The organism is Acetobacter sp. (genome assembly GCF_052102375.1).
In the GTDB taxonomy this organism is placed as follows: Bacteria; Pseudomonadota; Alphaproteobacteria; order Acetobacterales; family Acetobacteraceae; genus Acetobacter.
Window position 1 is genome coordinate 1 of record NZ_JBQDXI010000034.1, and the last position, 17,489, is coordinate 17,489.

Genomic DNA, 17,489 nt, shown 5'->3' on the forward strand with positions numbered 1-17,489 from the left:
GACTTTTTCATAATCTAACCCGATGTACAACCCTTCTGTGAGATTTCCGCGCCGAGTATGGGCTTTGCGACAATCCCTGGGATTGAGGTCGGTCCGCTGTGGTGGACAACACGGATTGCTGAGACGTTTTCCTTAAGTCGCTGCGCTTCGCGTGAGGCGCTTTCTGCCTACCTTGTATCGTGAGGTACAAGTCCTACTGTGATTGGCGGTGGCGTATTAACTCCATGGGGAGATCCGTTGAGATAGCAGTTTATACTTTATCTCTGGGAAGGGCTGGTGGGTAAAAATCTCGCCAAACTTGCTAATCGGTTCAGCGTCCCAAGAGCAGGCAGGTGACTGCTGCCAACATTGCAGACGGTATAGCGTCCAAGTAGCACTCCGCTTAACAGACACTCGATGAGGATTTTTGACACAATATCGGGACGCCGCGGCCGGTGAGCGGCTACCGAAAACGCTTTTGAAATGACACCATAACCAAAATGCCGCGTCATGGTTCCTCGAAGATCTTACGTTCATCTATGGCTTGATCAAGAAGATCTATTGCCCGAATTCTTTTTTCCGCTGACCCCGCGACAAAAAAAGAAAAAAACTAAAGCTCGCTGCGACAGTAATAGGGGCCCAAAAAAAGGAGGGCCATTTATCGAATGTTTGTCCCTTCATTATTAGCTGCCAAGCACTCAATGCTGCACCGACTGCGAGTGGTCCCAACCCCACTTTGGCTACATCTCCCCCTAGTAGGACGGTTCGTGCAATTAGCCCGTCAAACTTTCGCGCATAAGTACGGCGAGCTGTTTGCAGATCAGCAAGTTTGTTTCGCTTAAGACGCGCAATATAAATGCGATCAGCCACGAGCTCTTTCTCCGCATAGTATAGTGGCCATTTATGAACATCTTGAAAAAAACTGACTATAAGCTTTATAGACAAGATAACTACAATCATTCCGAGAAGCAAAGAGATGATGGCAGTTGCGAAAAATATCCAAGAAATAACTGGATATATCTTGGATATGTTTTGGAACCACGGCCACAGTAGTAGTAAATTAAAGATTACAGGTGCGTTTAATCCGATCGGAACAAAAACACTTAAAATATTGGCGACTCTTTTTTTTCGCGCGGATATTCCATCTGGAATGGTTTCCCTGACAATATCGCGCATTATAACTGGCAATGGTTCTGCAGGTAAGCTTTGATCTATGGATGGCTGTTGCGTATTGTTTGAAATCCAACCCAAGAGATAACAGAGCATAGAAAATACCTTTTCTTAATCTTGCCTTATCCTGTAACTGCTCAGCCTAAAATGCAAACACCAACACACGCGATTCGATTACATGCGCCTCTAGCTGCTATCCTATCGCCGTCTCACCTGCCATGAATGCCAATGATCCCCCCCCTTGCATGGTGCTCATAAACTGGTCGTTGCGTGGCGAAAAAAGGAGTCTTGTCTTGTTCAAACAACATCTTTTGAAAACAAAGACGTTCTTTTGACATCGTTAGGATTTCTCAAGGGGCAGTCGGTAAGGGAAAGACAGCCGCAGCCGATGCAACTTTCAAATTGGTCGCGTAATATTGTAAGATTGTGAAGTTGAATTTCAATGGCTGACCGCCAAGCCGATGATAACCGACGCCAGTCTCTGACACTAGGAACTCTATCCTGCGGTAGGCTTGCCAAAGCATCTTTAATTTCTGCCAAGGTCAGTCCGGCTTTCTGGGCAATCCTGATAATGGCGATACGCCTCAACATCGCGCCGCGCGTAGCGCCGCTGATTGCCCTTATTTCGACGGGCTGTAACCAATCCTTCCCGTTCATAGAAGTGCAACGTTGAAATTGATATACCACTCCGTCGAGGCGTCTCGCCGACGGAAAGTTCATCGCTCGGCAGCTTTATATTGCTCGATTTTAATCTGTTGACCTCAACCATGGTTGAGGTATTAAAAGCTTTCTTCGGCAATGCCAATATCGAAAACATTCCCGGAGAATTCACGCGATGAAAATAGGCTTGAGGTACTTGGCGCTTGAGTCAGCCGGGTTACTTTGCGCCACGTCTGCGTGGGCAGAGCCCGCTCGTAAAAACAGTTATGGTGTTTGGTCAAAAGCAATTTTTGCCGACACGTCCACAGTGGACGATGGATCTGTAAGATTCATATTTGTGGCAGGCATGGTCGCCGAAGACCCTGACGACGGTCACATCCAGTTTAAAGGCGATTTCGCTGGCCAATGTCGAATGGCATACCGCAAAATCCATGATGCGCTACAGGCACAGTATGCCTCTATGAATGATATTGTCCGGACCACGGCCTATTTAACAGATATGCGAGACAAGGACGCGTATCAGAAATGCCAACGTGAAGCGATGGGCACGGCGGAAATGCCGCCCCCCACCTTGCTTGGCGTCAGTAGCCTAGCGTGGCCAGGCATGTTGGTGGAAGTAGAGGTGACGGCTATAACACCGCGAAAGAAAACATCTGCGCCGTGAAAAATTGATTATTTCTCTTCATAAACGGAGAGAAAGTAAAAGTTATGATTTGGGAAAATTTATTCCGCCTAGATAATGAATGAAAGTTTTCAAAGAAGCGCGCGTGGTGTCTGTATCGTTCGTTAAGGGGCATCATGGTAGCAACGCGACGTCCTAAGCGTCTCGGTCCGTCTCCTTACTCTATCTTTCGGCGCGGAACGGATCGTCTGCTTTCCCCCAAAGCAGCCCACGATTTCTATACGCGATGTGTGCAGAATTGCTCCCATTGCTTCATCATCTCCTGCCGCTTGTTGAGTAGATCTCCTCGCCGATAGGCGGCTTCAACCTTGTTTCCAATGGCGTGGGCCAGCGCCATTTCCGCCACTTCCCGCGGGAAGTCTGTTTCTTCTGCTGCCCAGTCGCGAAAGCTGGAGCGCAGTCCGTGAATAGTTACGTCTTTAGTCCCAGCTGCACGATGCAGTGCTTTGGAGATGGCGACGTCACTAAGCGGTGATCCGATTTTGCCTCCGGGAAAAATCAGACCATCTGTAGAGGGAAGGGGGCGCAGTATTTCCATTCGTCGGAGCACGTTCAGGGCGCCTGTCGTCAAGGGCACGCGATGTTCCCGCTTCGCTTTCATGCGTTCAGCTGGGACGACCCAGATTTGCTTTGCGAGGTCAATCTCAGACCACCGTGCATGACGCACTTCACCAGAACGAGCCGCCGTCAGGCAGAGAAAACGGGCGGCAAGAGCCGCAGCACCATCTTGTCGCTCAAGTTGCGCAAACACAGAAGGAAGATCGCGATAAGGCACAGCCGCATGATGCACGACTTTTGCCATGGCTGTTGGTTTGGGAAGAATGTTGGCAAGATGACCGCGCCAACGCGCAGGGTTGTTGCCTTCGCGCCAATGATGACTGTGCGCGTAATCCAGAATACGTTCAATGCGCCCACGCAGGCGACTGGCTGTCTCCGTGGTGGTTTCCCAGATCGGCCGCAGTACGGCCAAAACATCCTCAGTTTGGACCTGAGCAATTGAGCGGTTGCCCAGGAGGGGGTAGATATGCCGGTTGAGCGAACTCCGCCACATGGGTGCGGAACGTGGGTCTTTCCAGGCGGGTGTCTGTTCTGTGATATAGTGTTCAGCAACCTCTCTGAAAGTCCGCTCCTTGGTAGCGCTTCGCTTCCTTTGGGCTTGTTCCTCCAGAGGATCACGTTCCTCCAGTAAAAGACGTCGAGCGTCGGTGGCTTTGCTGCGTGCTTCGAAAAGGGAGACGTCCCGGGCTGGACCTAGTCCCATTTCCCGGCGCTTGCCGGTTACTGGGCTTTTGTAACGAAAGGTCCAGGCACGTGTGTCCCCTCGGATTGTGATCCATAGGTTTCCGCCGTCGCCATAAACACCATCTTTCAGGCTAGCGATCTTACGCACGGTTAACTGGTTCGGCGGAAGCTTGCTCATGGTTTTCCAGTCCCATCTTTAGTCCCACCTTATGTCATACGGTTCGGCGCGTCTATCTGCGGCGTTAGGTGGCGAGGGGACGAGTTAATATATTGTTTTATACTAGAAAATACATCTCTCGGCTTCTGGGGGCATCTTTACATTGACGGACTGTCTCTCCGCCATAAACTATTTCTCATAGAAATATGTAATTCTTATTCCACTTATACTGTGGATATGTAGGGCTGCGTACGTATGTGGCTTGTTCAAGAATAAGAGCCGTGTAGCGAAGCTATGCCAGTAGGCAGATCTGCGGCAGTTTTGCATACGCTACACGAGAAGCCACATAAGTTCTCACATGCAAATAGCCAGGCATTCTAATTTAAAGTGAATAACCCGACCCCCCTAAGGGGAAGGGGCGAGCATACCCCCAAATCTCTTGATGAATACGGCACTTTATTTTTTTTGAGAAAGGTATCCCCGTGCAGAGCTGTTTGAAGAGCGCTGCACGGCTTGCCTTGCTGGAATTTAGAGAGCGAGATTATCACCTCTCAGTTCCAGCACGCTTTTGGGGTATTCAGAGAGTTCCCATTGCAGGATCTGTTTGCCCAGGACGGCCGGTTTCAACCCGGCCACAGAAACGCCACAGGAAATCAGTCTCATCAGGACTGGTTAATATAACGTCATACCACAGTGAGCTTGGTGCCAGATCGAAGGCGATTTCCGTGCTCTGCCCCGGATGTAGGACTATAACTTTCTGCCCGCTCTGACCTTTCATGATGCTGACAAGATGCGCCACTTTTTTCCCGTGGTTGGTCAGCCGCAGAACCAAGTCTTTCTTTGCTGCGCGGAGGTAGTACGTTTCGGCATTGAGCTGAAGGCCTTGCAGCGCACCTTTATACCCCCTGTAGAAACCATTGGGTGCATGGACGGAAACATCATACAGTTCAGTCTTGAAAGAGGATGTCTCGAAAGTAGTAGTGAGCCTATCACCTGCTGCAACCGCGTAGGTTGCCGACTGCATGCCCGAAGGCGTCTTAACGTTGTGATAATACACATTGAAAGGCAGGCCCGCTGAACGCGCCCCATGTAACTTTTTGCCCGCACTGAGCTGCAACGTAATGGTTGAACCATTCTGTTGCAGCCCACCATCACAATAGGGCTCGTAAGGAAGGGCATTGGCGGGCCGGGTGCCGGGCTCCTGCTTTACCGTCTTATTTACTTCTGTTGGAGCGGCCCTCAACGCCGCGACCTCGGGTGCTGTCAGGGAGCGAAAGCCACCCGGCATGGGGCGATCACGCGCCTCTTCTATCATGTGTAGATGGGCGTCACGGTTGAGATACGGCAAGTTCGGGACGGAGCCGTCATAAGGCCGGAAACAGGATGTCAAATCCCCGCTGATCGCACGCCGCCAAGGGGAGATATTTGTCTCTGTGACTGTCTTTTTGAACTTTTCCTGAACAAATTTTTCCAGAAATTGGAGGGTGGACGTGTGTTCAAAAAGCTGAGAATTAACCCAGCCACCGCGGCTCCAGGGGGAGGCGATGACCATTGGTACACGAAAACCCAAGCCAATCGGGCCGCTACGGGCCAGATGGGCAGGCACTCCTAAATCTGTCTCATCTTTGGCCGTAGTATATTCAAGGCCATCGGCACCAATACTTGCTGATGAAGCACCTGTTTCCGGCGCGTTAGGGTTAGGTGCAACATACGAACAGCAGTGATCAAAATAACCGTCATTTTCATCATAGGTGATGATGAAGATAGTTTTTTTCCAAACTTCGGGGTTCTCGGTCAGAATATCCATCACTTCTGACACATACCATGCCCCATACCATGGAGATGTTGGGTGATCAGAAAAATGCCCCGGTGCAGAGAGCCAGGAGACAGTTGGCAACTCTCCCGTTCGGACATCCTGACGGAACTGGTGCAGAATATCGCCTTTTGGAGCTTTCATGTGGAGAGATTTCTCTCCATCCTGAAATTCTAACTTCTCCAACTTACGATAGTTTTTATCACCTGTATTGATAACAAAGGCTTTTTCAAAAAGTGACCGTTCTGTGGGTGTCAATTTTTCTTTTGTGCGGCCAGAAGATGAACGCCTGCGCTGGAGGATGGCTAACAGAGCACGCGCTTCAACCAATTGTTCATTATGCGTTTCTGATATCAGCATTTCCCGGCTCTCCAGCCGGTCTATATGGTTTTGGCATTCACTGATCCGGGCTTCCAGCCAGTCGTCAAAACCAGGGTTGGCAGAAACACAGTATTGATCAAAACATTCCAGAACATTCGTGCCAAAATTACCAAGCCATGCACGCTCTGGCTCACTCATGCCACCCGTCTGTGTCAGCTCATTCTGATAATATTTCCAGGAAACACCAGCTTGTTCCAAGCGTTCGGGGAAGGTGCCCCATGTCATACCACCATCCAGAATTTCCCCGTTGCGCATATAGACTTTTGATGCAGGGTCCTGCTTGTCCCGCACCGTACCTGTCATGAACAGAAGGCGGTTTGGAGTGGTGCTGGTCATTGCACCGCAGTAGTTCTGGTCACACACAGTAAAGGCATCGGCCAAGGCATAGTAAAAAGGGAGATCCTCGCGGGTGTAATACCCCATTGTAAGAGGGTATTGGTCATACCCCTTGTGGTGCGATTTTTTGGCATCAATCCACTGGTCGTGCCCCCCACCGTTCCACGCATCCACTTGACTGTCACGAGAATGAGGGATCGAGCCCATCCAGGTTACGCGTGTATCCTTGATATTGAGCCGCCACGGCAAATAAGTTTCACTGGACTTACTGGTTTGTGCAAAGGCGGGAGCGCCGTTCGGCTGACGCATTGCACGGGGGTCATTAAACCCACGAACACCTTGAAGAGTGCCGAAAACATGGTCAAAAGACCGGTTTTCCTGCATGAGAATAACAACATGCTCTGCATCCTTCCATGTTGACCCAACATCAGGTGCAATGGCGAAAGCCCGTTGGATGGAGGCGGGTAGCGCTGCGGCAGAGCCTGCTGCGGCTCCGGACAAGAGAGCATATTTTAAAAAATCTCTACGCGTTGTCACTATCTTACCCTCTTGTCTCTTTGCCGAGAAGTGTCAGTTGGTTCAGCCTATTGCCGTAACCTGACGGTATTGATCAAGGGTGATACGGTTTGGCATAAAAATATATCACCCGTAATTTTCTGAGTGTTAAAACTCTGCGGAAATAGTGCCCATGGCTACGAAAGGAGAGCCAATCACATAAGTCGGGCTGGAACCTTTGATGGTTGTGCCAAACACCCCTTTTTGCGTGGTTGCAGCGGCAGTATAGCCATACATGGAGGACAGGTAGTGCTCATCACCGAGATTAACAAGATTAAGTTTGATTTTGGGAGTGACATGGCCGATTTTCGGCAGGGTTCTACCAACAGCCAGATTGGCCGTAATGTAACCGGGAATATGCTGATCGTTCATCAGTGTCGCATATTGTGAACCGGTGTAGGATAAAGTGAAATTACCAAACCAGACACCGTCATTGTAGGTTAGGCCGAGAGAACCGGAGTATTTGGGAGCACCAACTTCCTCTTTACCTTTTGTGCGTAAATAATCACCGCTATAGGCAATATTGTTGCCATTTCTGGTGCGCATATACTGGCCGGAGGCATAGGCACTGACGTGATGCCATGGGCGCGATGCTATTTCTGCTTGTATACCATAGGCTTCCATCCCGCCCGCATTGATAAGCTGCGTGATTGTGGATGTTGAGCCTTCAACATAGCTTTGTGCAGAAACTTGATGGTTGGTGACGTTGTAATGAAAACCTGCAACATTTCCCATGAAAAGCCCGTTATAGCGGTATCCGATTTCTTCCGTAATCATGTATTCGGGCTTGTAATCGGCAAGTGGCAGAGACTGCGCTTTGCCAGTCGTCCTGCTGTATGAGGCAAGCTGAGAGCTTAATGAGCCGGGAAGGTGATAGCCTGTTGTTCCATTTACATAAATCTGGTGATGGGAATTAAAGTTATAGTTAATCAAGACTTGTGGGGAGGGAACAAAAACATTTTTGATGGATTTATAATTGTTACCCACCACTCCTGGTAGGTCCTGCGTATATTGCCGGTTGGCCATTGCCATTCTTATTCCGGCATCAAGTGTCAGACGACCGTTCAGGAAGGACATTTTATCATCGACAGCAAAGCTATTCAGTTGCTGTAAACCATTTTCATTGTCTTCACCCAGAGCGATGCCACCATTGGCGGTCAGAGGAGCTCCATTTCCACTCCATTTCCACTCCATTGTCCTCTGTTGTTGACAGGGTAGAACCTCATTTGGGCCGCTTCCTGCGCGTAGGAATACCAATAGGTCAGGCTGAGTGTATTGAATTTATGTTTCCAATGCCCTGTTAACAACAGGCCAGAGGACAAAGTATACCAGTCTGAAACTTCAGCCGTTGTCAGGTTTTTATTTTTAGGGTCATATCCGGGAAGGTTTTGATAATTATCGAGGGAATTATAACTCTCGGCACCCACAAACCCATTTTTCACGGGAATGTTCGCGCCGTAATAATAAGGGCCATGGAACTCGACAGAGTAGGCTTGGGCATCAAGACTTAAGCCACTTCCAAAACTAAAATGGTTTTTTAATGTTCCGTAGACAGCACCAGTATTTTTTCCGTTTAATCCAACATAATGGGTGGCACCAGGACTATATTTATCGTCCAAGCCGTATTGCATGCCGGATTTGTTCCAGTTGGCAGCAGAGGGATACAACCATTCTCCCTGTGCGGCTTTTGTCCAGCCGAAGATAACCTTTGAATCGCTCCCTTGCGCCCATTGTTTGGTAAGTGCAGAATCAGCGTGCCACCGTTCAATATCTCCTACACCGCGCCACATATCCCCGCGAGAATAGGAGCCAGATGCAAAAGCATGCACGCCAGTATGGCCAATTTCTCCCGTATCGTAGCGTATAAAATCCTTGTTGGTACCATAAGAGCCACCAGACCCCGCAACATAGACATGTTGGTGATCTGCGGGTCCTCTGATGCTTGCTGATATTTCTGCGCCGGTTGCGTTGTATGTGGGAGAGTTGATGTCAACCGCCCCCTGCATCACATTGATCTGCCCCATATTCTGGCTGTCAACGAGTGAAGGAGTGTAGGTGCTGTATGTGAAAGGGTTGGCCGCTGGCATCCCTTCGAATGTCACGCCAATTTCAGCCTGAGCCATACCGCGAATATGCAGCGTGGAAAAAGATGTAGTCAGTGGGCCTTCACTTGCTGACACAACACCGGGCAATGTTGAAATCAGAGATTCTATGGTGGAGGTCGGCGACTGCATTTCTATGTAGGTGTGCGAAAGTGAACTCACCGTTCTGGCTATTGAATGCCTAACCATCATACCGGTGCCAGACACTCTGCGGTGTTCTGTTACGTCAATGTTTTCATTTCTATTTTTAGGCGCTGCGGCCTCTTTGTTCTTATGGGCTGAGCTTTTCTTGTCTGGTTGGTTTTGCTTCGCGCTGCTTTGGGCCTGTGCCGACACGGCAACATTCTGGAGGCAGAAACAGCATGTTGTGAGGAACAAGAATTTTTTCATGGTAGCCCGCCCAATAAACCAAAGGTTGGGCTTGAATGCCTTGAAAAAAATTGTCAGTGCAAGTCAGATTAGGAAAGTTCATTATAACAACATCAAACTGTCAAATAAATGTAACATAAAGAAAATGATTACGATTTTGACAGATTAAGGTGAGGTAGGAATATTCTTTCCGTAAATTTATTTTTTTGCACAAAATAAGGAACAGAACTTTTTTCCAAAAATAGAAAAAGTCCTGCTCCTTAGCATGGTTAGCTAATTTACGGGTATTAAAGCGCCTGTCGGTATTTTAATATCCGTTATAGCCCTGCATCTGATTGGCAATAATGTTTGAAATGACGCCTGTTGCAATGGCTGTCAGCAGGAAAGTGCCGCCATAATTAATCCAGCGATAGCCTGCTGGTGGGGCGTAAAGGCCATTATAGCTGTGCCAGTTATCAACATAATAGCCGCCACCATCGTAACGTTCGCCGCGGTGCCAATCTCTTGGCCGATCATCACCATTCCATCTGCCATGGTTACGGGCTTGTGGCCCAAAGCCACGTCTTTGGTCAAAATTCTGTCGGGGGGCAGGCGGGCCACGGTCAGCATGAGGGCCGGGCGGACCACCGGGGCCGCCACGGTCTGGCCCACCATGGTCCGGGCCCGGAGCAGCGTTGGCTGCGCCTGCTGTCAGCATAAGTGCAGTGACAAGAAAACCTGCACTCAGTCTGTTTAAAAAAGTTGCCATTGTTATCTGCTCCACTGAGTCACTCAGTTACTTAAATCTGAACTGGTGGCGGAATTGTGGTTGCTTTTGTAAGGGTTTTGACATGAAACCCTTGCAAGTTGCGCAGAGTATTTTTGTAGTTATTCCAGAGCTTTAGAGGTTTGCAATAACTTTCAGACCCACAAGGGCTGCGTCCGGAATGTGCGATGTCTCACCCGGTCTGATCATGTATTGAAACTGCGGTTGAATTAACACACCCGGAAAGGCGTCAATCGCATAATAGGCCTCAATGACGTGAGAGTCAGTTTGTGGAGCCAGCACTTGCGCACCTAGAGACAATCCAGCGTCCCGTGCCAGCATTTGCCCCAGTTCTTTGCGGTGGCTGACATGATACCAAGAATACAGAATGCCAAGCCGGTCCGTGACACGGTTGGGGAAGATGCTGTTGAAAGACAGACCACCATAAGCTTCGTCCGAAATGGAAGAGACATGCGGTGTGTTATGAATATACCCAGCCATTAAGTACCCACCGGCCATCTGGTTACGGCCACCACGGCGATAGATCATCTGGTCGCCTTCAAACCAGAACATGTCCATAGGAGCACTGTGCAGGCGGTTTGAATCTACCACAAGATTAGCTGGCTTGGCGCCTAGGATATCCGGGTAGCGGGACGTATCATGAGCGTACCCAAACATATAATGACCCGGCAAGCGGTTGCGTGTCAGGAAGGGTTGCCACGTAAATTCTATTGGCAACATCAGGCCCGTTGAATCTTCACTCCCCCAAGACCACCCGCTTGGGTTGCTGGCAAGCGGGCTGACTTGATACGCACCAACCTGCAACAGAGTGTCTCGTGTAGGGCGGAAGCGCAGGCGGCTGCCCCATGTTGCTTTGGGGTAAACGGCAAAGCCAGGGTCAACTTTCAAGGCAACCGGGGCGGAGCAGGTCACCATGAAAGAGCAGATCAGCGGAGAGGTTGCAAAAACGTGGGTTAGGGACATACGGCCAAAAGTAATGTCCATGCGGTTTTGCATGAATTTTTTTTCCGCGTAAAAATCTACAAGATGCGCAACCACATGCCCAGACAGACCATAAACTTCCATCAGGTTGACGTAGTAATCTCCCACGCGGTCATGGGAGACTTCACGCCCAGCACGGTTCATGAGGAGCGTATGAACTGACCAGCCATTCAGGCCCGCCATTTTACCAAGGTCAAAGTTCATCTGTAGCGTCAGTTCGTGCACATAATCCATGCCACGCCGCATGCCGCCATTAATATCGGCCATAGATTCTCCTTTGTATGCAAAGGAAAATACGAAACCCTTTTTCTGCAAGCGCTGGCGGAAAGGCATGATGACAGGCAACAGGTGAGAAGACCCTGTTGTTGGCACGTAATAGGGATCCTCCATATCCGTATGGCGCAGCGCATCTATTTCTGATGGCAGCAGCCATGAAACCGCTTCTCCCCCACTGAGAGAGTCCAACTCCATTTTGTGGAAAGTTTTTGTGCCTTCATAGTTATCTGTTGATGGCACAACCATGGTTGCAAAACCCGGCCATGGGGAAAGAGGGACACCGCTTAATGGAAGGGGAGAGTTTTTAGGTCTTTGCAGCACACGTGGGTCCGGCAATTGGCCGGCAGTAGCGTCTGTCTTGGGGGAGACATCAATATAGACCGTGTGCGGCATTGCGGTGGGTGAAGGCGGCGGCGGTTTTTCGGTTTGCTGCGCCTGCGCAACACCCAGGCAGCAAAGAAGAGAAACCCCTCCAGCAAAGAGAGACAGAGATGAGAGATATGTGTTGCGCGGCATGATCGGACCATCGGTAAAGTGTGGCATCAAGCCATACGGAAAGAAAAACCTGAAAATTCATGCAGCAGAAGGGTTTCTCCGTTTGCCGCCAAAGGAAAAATCATCAAGGAAATGCAAAATTTTCAGACTGGGTGAGGGGGTGCCCGGAATACTGCTTGCAAAGGCAGGCTATAGTGTAAGGGCGTTTTAAGGTGTTCCTGATATTAATAAAAACTTTAATCAGGATAACATATTTTATGACAAGTGCGTGAAAAAACAGGAGTATTTTAGTACACAAAAACGTTAGCAGAGGGAACTAATCATAAAAAAAGCCTGCCACCGCATTTACGCGGTGGCAGGCTTTCTAAAAAACTGTCTGATTTACAAAATTATATTAGACAGACTGTGGTTTGCGGGCGTTGGCAGATGCAACGCGCTTGCCCCATTTTACCAGTGTTTCAGTGCAGTCAGAGCGCTCAATGCTGCATTCAATAATGGTTGGGCCACGACGGTTTGCTTTTGCCTGTTTGATGGCATCTTCAAGTTCAGCCGCTGTTTTTGCGTGCAGACCCAGACCATGACCTTCACCGGCGTTGAACACTTCCATCAGACCAGCATAATCCCAGTTCTTGATGTAGTTGTATGGGCCGTCATGAATTGCAATTTCGATGACATAACCACGGTTGTTCACCAGGAAGATGATAACCGGCAGTTCGTAGCGCACCATCTGTGCCACTTCCTGCGCAGTCAACTGGAAGGAACCGTCACCCACCATCACAACATGCTGGCGGTCCTGAGACCCCATGGCATTGCCGAAGGAAGAGGGAACAGACCAACCAATATGGCCCCACTGCATTTCTGTCTCAACGCGGGCACCGCGTGGCAGATGCATACGCATGGCGTTGAACCAGGAATCACCTGTTTCAGCAACCAATGTGGTGTCAGATGTCAGCATAGCGTTGATCTGACGGGCCATTTCGTCATTGGTCAGGCGGGCATCTGGCTTGCTCGCAGCAATTTCAGGCTTCGTGTAGGTTGAGGTCTGAGCAGAGTGCGGACGGGCTGAGACTTTTGCCGTCAGTGCTGCCAGAAATTCCGGCAGGGTGAAGCCTTCAAACGCCTGACCTTTTACCGTCACGCGGTTAGTTTCTGCCAGCAACACTTTGTCGCCCTTGGGCCAAGCCGTCCAGCCAACAGTGGAGTAATCGTTAAAGACTGGTGCCACGCAAATCAGCGCGTCTGCTTTTTCGATCAGGTCCTGAGTGCCGGGAGAAGACACTTCGCCCCAGTACAGCCCGCGGAACCCGGCATGATCTTCCGGGAAGAAGCCTTTAGCGGCAGCCATAATGGCAACACCACATTCCAGCTTGTCAGCAAGAGCTTCGGTTTCTTTCAAAGCATGGGCTGCCCGCAACTTGCTGCCAACCAGCATAGCCACATTTTCAGCACCATTCAGAAAGCTGACTGCTGCATCCACAGCAGCATTCAGGCTGACCGTGTCTGTGGAAGGGTGAGACAGCAGGCTGGAAACAGGGCCCGGACGGACGCATTCCTGTGCAGACACGTTGCAGGCAATTTCCAGATAGGCCGGCTTGCTTTCACGCAGTGCAGAACGAATGACATGGTCAATTTTTGCCGGTGCGGAAGCTGCATCAGTAATGCTCTCAGCCGCACAGGTAACGTGGCGCACCATTTCAAGCTGGTAGCCATAATCAGTTGTGCCAATGGTATGGTGCAGCACATGGCCAGAACCATAGTCGTTGCTGTTGGGGGAGCCAGACACAAGAATAACCGGCAGGTTTTCTGCGTAAGCACCGCCAATGGCGTTCATGGCGGAGATAGCGCCAACGCTAAAAGTCACCACAGCAGCAGCAGCACCGTGTGCGCGGGCATATCCTTCTGCGCTGAAGCCACAGTTCAATTCATTACAGCAGTAGATCTGCTGCATGTCTTTGTTCAGCAGTAGCTGGTCCAACAGAACCAAGTTGTAGTCGCCCGCTACAGCAAAATGGTGCTTCAGTCCGATCTGGGCGAGACGATCGGCAAGATACATACCAACAGTGTAAGTCATATTAAATGTCTCCTCACTTTGCTCTAACGAAGCAGAGCCTTTACGGCTTCCTAAAGGCTCCTTCAGTACACAAATGTCCAATATATGAACGATACATTTTGCATATTTTTTTTATATGGGGCAGTTGAGTTTTTACAGGGAAAATCTATAAAAAATCATTAAAAAACAATATAAAACAATGACTTAAGAAGTTTTTAATTTTCTGACTAAAATTCGTTCTGCTATTCTAAAACGGGCAAAAATAGTGCAACCGCATCATCACGAACCCGTGATTTCCATGAAGTTCTCAAGAAATTCTTCATAGGAAATATTGGAAAATTAAAATTAAAATTAAAATTCCTTCGGACTTATTTTAAAATAAAAAATAACCAAACACAGATAAAGTGTAGTTATATAAAACTATTCTTTGTTTATTGTTGTATTTATCACTTCTATGTGTCGGTTAAATGAGACTTATACAGGGAAAAACATTCTATTTTTACCTGTCTATAGAACCAACCGATGCAGTGTTAAATGAGTATTTCCAAAAGGTTGTTCATATTGCCTACGTTTTGGTCTGGCTTTCTTGACATGCATCAATGAATTAGACACAGAACTGTTTCCTTCCCTCCAGAACGGCAAAGGCAAAAGAACCGTATCTCAAGGTTGCCGGAGATTTTCTGAGAATCTGTTTTAGAAAATTGTCAGCAGTGTGGCGTGCTCGGGTTCCGGGCGCAGGTCGCGCAAGCTTTCAGGCACCTTCAGGCGTATCTGGGGGCATTTTCCAACAGGGTCTTGTCTTACATGCGGGGCAGGGCAATTTTTTCTTGATAGTGGAGTGATAGCATGGGTGAAGGTCAACCCGCGGGGGGCCAGTCAGCCTTAGGTAATGCCTATCGTATCTTGTTTGCGGTCATCAGTTTTCTGGTGGGCGCAGTGCTTGTTTATGGTGGTAGTAAGCTGTTTCTTTTAGGCGGCTCAGCATATTACCTTTTGGCCGGTCTGGCATATTGTGTTCTGGCTGTTCTGTTTTTTGTAAAGCACCGTTTGGCTCTGCTGTTTACGGTTGTCATTTTTGCCGCAACTGTTGTGTGGGCTTTCTGCGATACGCCAGAAATCGGATATTGGGCCCTGCTGCCCCGTCTGGTTGTGCCTGCCATTCTGTTTGCGTTGGGGCTGTGGGCTGCGGCAACACTCCCAACCACGGTGTCTTCCACAAAACGTGTCAGTGTTTTCTCAGGTCTGGGTATTGTCGGGGCTCTGCTGGTTACGCTGGTTGAAGCGTTCTTCCCGCATGGTCAGATTAGCAATCCGCAGGCAGCAGCCCCGGATCAGGTGGCTGAAAATACCAAAACCGATGCACCGGAAGACTGGGAGTTCTTTGGTCGTAACGCTGCTGGTACACGGTTTGCACCCTATACTCAGATTACACCAGATAACGTCAGCAAGCTGAAAGTTGCCTGGGTTTATCATACCGGTCGCCGCACCAAGGGTGCTGGGACAGGTGTTGACGAAAACACGCCCCAGCAAATTGGTAACGTGCTGTATTCCTGCACCCCGGAAAACCTGATTACGGCACTGGATGCCGATACAGGCCGCCCGATCTGGAAGTTTGACGCCAAGGCGCACTCTGCCGAGCACGTCACCTGCCGTGGTATTGGCTACTATGACATGGACAAAGATGTCAGCCTGACCGCCGAGGAAAAAGCTGCCAGCCCAGACCCGCTTTGCCGCCAGCGTATCCTGACCTCCACAGTGGATGCGCGCTTCATTGCTCTGGATGCCCATACGGGTGCTCTTTGCCCTGCTTTTGGTGACAACGGTGTTGTTGACATCAAAAAACAGATGGGCCCAACCGAAAACGGTAAACGCTATCACCCCACCTCCATTCCGGTGGTTATGGGGCATATTGCGGTTATTGGTGGCTGGGTGCGTGACATTGTGCACGGTGAGCCATCAGGTGTTGTGCGTGCGTATGATGTTCGTACCGGCGCTCTGGCATGGGCGTGGGATGTTGGTCGTCCCGATGATACGCAGGCTCCGGCTGAAGGTCAGGACTTCACGCAGGAAACGCCAAACGTCTGGACTATCCCGACATATGATAAAGACCTGAACCTCGTTTACCTGCCAACCGGTAACGGGCCGCCAGACTACTGGGGTGGGGACCGTAACGCAGTAAAAGAGAAATTTGGCGCAGCCATTGTCGCGGTTGAAGCGACTACGGGTAAAACCAAGTGGGTCTTCCAGACTGTGCATCATGACGTGTGGGACTATGACCTGCCGTCTCAGCCTGTTCTGTATGATGTGACCAATGCGCAGGGTGAAAAAGTTCCTGCTCTCATCCAGACAACCAAAACCGGCCATATCTTTGTTGTGGACCGTCGCACCGGCCAGCCTGTTACAGAAGTGCAGGAACGCTCTGTGCCAACGTCACCCGCAGCACAGGGTGAGCATCTGTCTCCCACGCAGCCTTTCTCTGTTGGTATGCCCATCATCGGTGCGGACCCGCTTACGGAAAGCTCCATGTGGGGTGTCAGCACCTTCGACCAGCTCTATTGCCGTATCATGTTTAAGGATTCGGTCTATGAAGGCCCGTTCACCCCACCGGGTGAAAAACCTTACATCGAATGGCCCAGCTTGCTGGGTGGCATGAACTGGGGCGGTATCTCTATCGATGAGCGTAAAGGCGTCATGTTCGTCAATGACATGCGTATGCCTCTGCGTATGACCCTGGTGAATAAGGAAGAAGCCAAGCACTATAAGGTTTCTACCGACGAAGTGCCGGGTTTTATGGGCACAATTCGTCCGCAGGTTGCTGGTCCTTACGCTGGCGTTCGGATTGATATTCTTCAGTCTCCGCTGGAAGTGCCTTGCAACACACCGCCCTTCGGCACCATGAGCGCCATTGACCTCAAAACCAAGAAACTGCTGTGGCAGGTTCCTATGGGCACCACGCAGGATCTGGGGCCAATGGGTATCAAAACCCATCTGCCAGTACCAATGGGTATGCCAACGCTCGGCGGCCCAACGTCTACGGCGTCCGGCCTGCTGTTCTTTGCTGGTACGCAGGACTACTACCTGCGGGCACTTGAGTCCGCTACAGGTAAGGAAGTCTGGCGCGAGCGTCTGCCGGTTGGCGCTGTTGCGGCACCGCTGATCTATAAGTCCCCCAAAACGGGGAAAGAGTATGTGGTCATCTCCGCAGGGGGTATGAGCCATTCACCAGACGTAGGGGATTATATTATCGCCTACACGCTGCCTGAAGGCACAGCACACTAAGTTCGAGTGTGTCGACCCAAGGAAAATCCCCGCGAGAGCGGGGATTTTTTTTTTGCCTAAAATTCACAAGCAAAACGGCGAGCAAGCGAGAGGGGAGGACTTTTTCCAAACCCTACCAAAAGTTAACGTAATATTTTGGGGTAATTTTGAATGATTTAGTGGGTTTAGGGGGTATTTTGGTGCGATTCAGTGAGGG

At 49.9% G+C, this 17,489-nt stretch carries 12 protein-coding genes and 1 pseudogene; 2 read left to right on the top strand and 11 right to left on the bottom strand.

What is annotated here, in order from left to right; genetic code table 11:
* Positions 1 to 14: 14 nt before the first annotated feature.
* From ACTIDN_RS11570 to ACTIDN_RS11585, 4 genes and pseudogenes are all read right to left on the bottom strand, one after another.
* Positions 15 to 152 (bottom strand): annotated as a pseudogene (locus tag ACTIDN_RS11570) (hypothetical protein); the annotation flags it as partial.
* A gap of 385 nt (positions 153 to 537) precedes the next feature.
* Positions 538 to 1,245, bottom strand: coding sequence for a hypothetical protein (locus ACTIDN_RS11575; RefSeq protein ID WP_441377171.1), 708 nt, complete (start codon positions 1,243 to 1,245; stop codon positions 538 to 540).
* Positions 1,246 to 1,446: 201 nt separating this feature from the next.
* A complete protein-coding gene (soxR, locus tag ACTIDN_RS11580; RefSeq protein WP_441377172.1) occupies positions 1,447 to 1,740 on the bottom strand; it encodes a redox-sensitive transcriptional activator SoxR in 294 nt (97 codons plus the stop codon).
* On the bottom strand, positions 1,676 to 1,966 hold the full coding sequence (locus ACTIDN_RS11585; RefSeq protein WP_441377173.1) for a MerR family DNA-binding transcriptional regulator: 291 nt from the start codon (positions 1,964 to 1,966) through the stop codon (positions 1,676 to 1,678). The genes soxR and ACTIDN_RS11585 overlap by 65 nt, the downstream gene beginning before the upstream one ends.
* A gap of 18 nt (positions 1,967 to 1,984) precedes the next feature.
* Between ACTIDN_RS11585 and ACTIDN_RS11590 the strand changes: the two genes are divergently transcribed.
* Complete coding sequence (locus tag ACTIDN_RS11590) at positions 1,985 to 2,473, top strand: RidA family protein (RefSeq protein WP_441377174.1); 489 nt, start codon at positions 1,985 to 1,987, stop codon at positions 2,471 to 2,473.
* 235 nt (positions 2,474 to 2,708) lie between these two features.
* Here the strand turns inward: ACTIDN_RS11590 and ACTIDN_RS11595 are convergent, their stop codons facing one another.
* From ACTIDN_RS11595 to ACTIDN_RS11625, 7 genes are all read right to left on the bottom strand, one after another.
* Entirely contained in the window at positions 2,709 to 3,911 is a 1,203-nt protein-coding gene (locus ACTIDN_RS11595) for a tyrosine-type recombinase/integrase (RefSeq protein ID WP_441377175.1), read from the bottom strand.
* 556 nt (positions 3,912 to 4,467) lie between these two features.
* A complete protein-coding gene (locus tag ACTIDN_RS11600) occupies positions 4,468 to 6,957 on the bottom strand; it encodes a phosphocholine-specific phospholipase C (protein WP_441377176.1) in 2,490 nt (829 codons plus the stop codon).
* 126 nt (positions 6,958 to 7,083) lie between these two features.
* The gene (locus ACTIDN_RS11605; RefSeq protein WP_441377177.1) at positions 7,084 to 8,169 is read right to left on the bottom strand and encodes a TonB-dependent receptor; all 1,086 of its coding nucleotides are present in this window, start codon (positions 8,167 to 8,169) and stop codon (positions 7,084 to 7,086) included.
* On the bottom strand, positions 8,133 to 9,413 hold the full coding sequence (locus ACTIDN_RS11610; RefSeq protein WP_441377178.1) for a TonB-dependent receptor plug domain-containing protein: 1,281 nt from the start codon (positions 9,411 to 9,413) through the stop codon (positions 8,133 to 8,135). Before ACTIDN_RS11610 ends, ACTIDN_RS11605 begins: the two co-directional genes overlap by 37 nt.
* Positions 9,414 to 9,753: 340 nt before the next feature.
* Positions 9,754 to 10,194, bottom strand: a complete 441-nt coding sequence (locus ACTIDN_RS11615) for an RcnB family protein (protein ID WP_415509227.1) — start codon at positions 10,192 to 10,194, stop codon at positions 9,754 to 9,756.
* 132 nt (positions 10,195 to 10,326) lie between these two features.
* Positions 10,327 to 11,985 carry a carbohydrate porin gene (locus ACTIDN_RS11620; RefSeq protein WP_415509228.1) on the bottom strand — a complete coding sequence of 553 codons (1,659 nt, stop codon included), beginning with the start codon at positions 11,983 to 11,985 and terminating at the stop codon, positions 10,327 to 10,329.
* Positions 11,986 to 12,358: 373 nt separating this feature from the next.
* A complete protein-coding gene (locus ACTIDN_RS11625; protein WP_441377179.1) occupies positions 12,359 to 14,035 on the bottom strand; it encodes an alpha-keto acid decarboxylase family protein in 1,677 nt (558 codons plus the stop codon).
* Between the two features lie 825 nt (positions 14,036 to 14,860).
* Between ACTIDN_RS11625 and ACTIDN_RS11630 the strand changes: the two genes are divergently transcribed.
* On the top strand, positions 14,861 to 17,293 hold the full coding sequence (locus tag ACTIDN_RS11630) for a membrane-bound PQQ-dependent dehydrogenase, glucose/quinate/shikimate family (protein WP_441377180.1): 2,433 nt from the start codon (positions 14,861 to 14,863) through the stop codon (positions 17,291 to 17,293).
* Positions 17,294 to 17,489: the final 196 nt, after the last annotated feature.

Bases quoted from the DNA above. Each gene is read 5' to 3' on its own strand.
- ACTIDN_RS11590 (WP_441377174.1), top strand. From the start codon at position 1,985: ATGAAAATAGGCTTGAGGTACTTGGCGCTTGAGTCAGCCGGGTTACTT.
- ACTIDN_RS11575 (WP_441377171.1), bottom strand. From the start codon at position 1,245: ATGCTCTGTTATCTCTTGGGTTGGATTTCAAACAATACGCAACAGCCA.
- ACTIDN_RS11620 (WP_415509228.1), bottom strand. From the start codon at position 11,985: ATGCCGCGCAACACATATCTCTCATCTCTGTCTCTCTTTGCTGGAGGG.
- soxR (WP_441377172.1), bottom strand. From the start codon at position 1,740: ATGTTGAGGCGTATCGCCATTATCAGGATTGCCCAGAAAGCCGGACTG.
- ACTIDN_RS11605 (WP_441377177.1), bottom strand. From the start codon at position 8,169: ATGGAGTGGAAATGGAGTGGAAATGGAGCTCCTCTGACCGCCAATGGT.
- ACTIDN_RS11615 (WP_415509227.1), bottom strand. From the start codon at position 10,194: ATGGCAACTTTTTTAAACAGACTGAGTGCAGGTTTTCTTGTCACTGCA.
- ACTIDN_RS11585 (WP_441377173.1), bottom strand. From the start codon at position 1,966: ATGTTTTCGATATTGGCATTGCCGAAGAAAGCTTTTAATACCTCAACC.
- ACTIDN_RS11625 (WP_441377179.1), bottom strand. From the start codon at position 14,035: ATGACTTACACTGTTGGTATGTATCTTGCCGATCGTCTCGCCCAGATC.
- ACTIDN_RS11630 (WP_441377180.1), top strand. From the start codon at position 14,861: ATGGGTGAAGGTCAACCCGCGGGGGGCCAGTCAGCCTTAGGTAATGCC.
- ACTIDN_RS11595 (WP_441377175.1), bottom strand. From the start codon at position 3,911: ATGAGCAAGCTTCCGCCGAACCAGTTAACCGTGCGTAAGATCGCTAGC.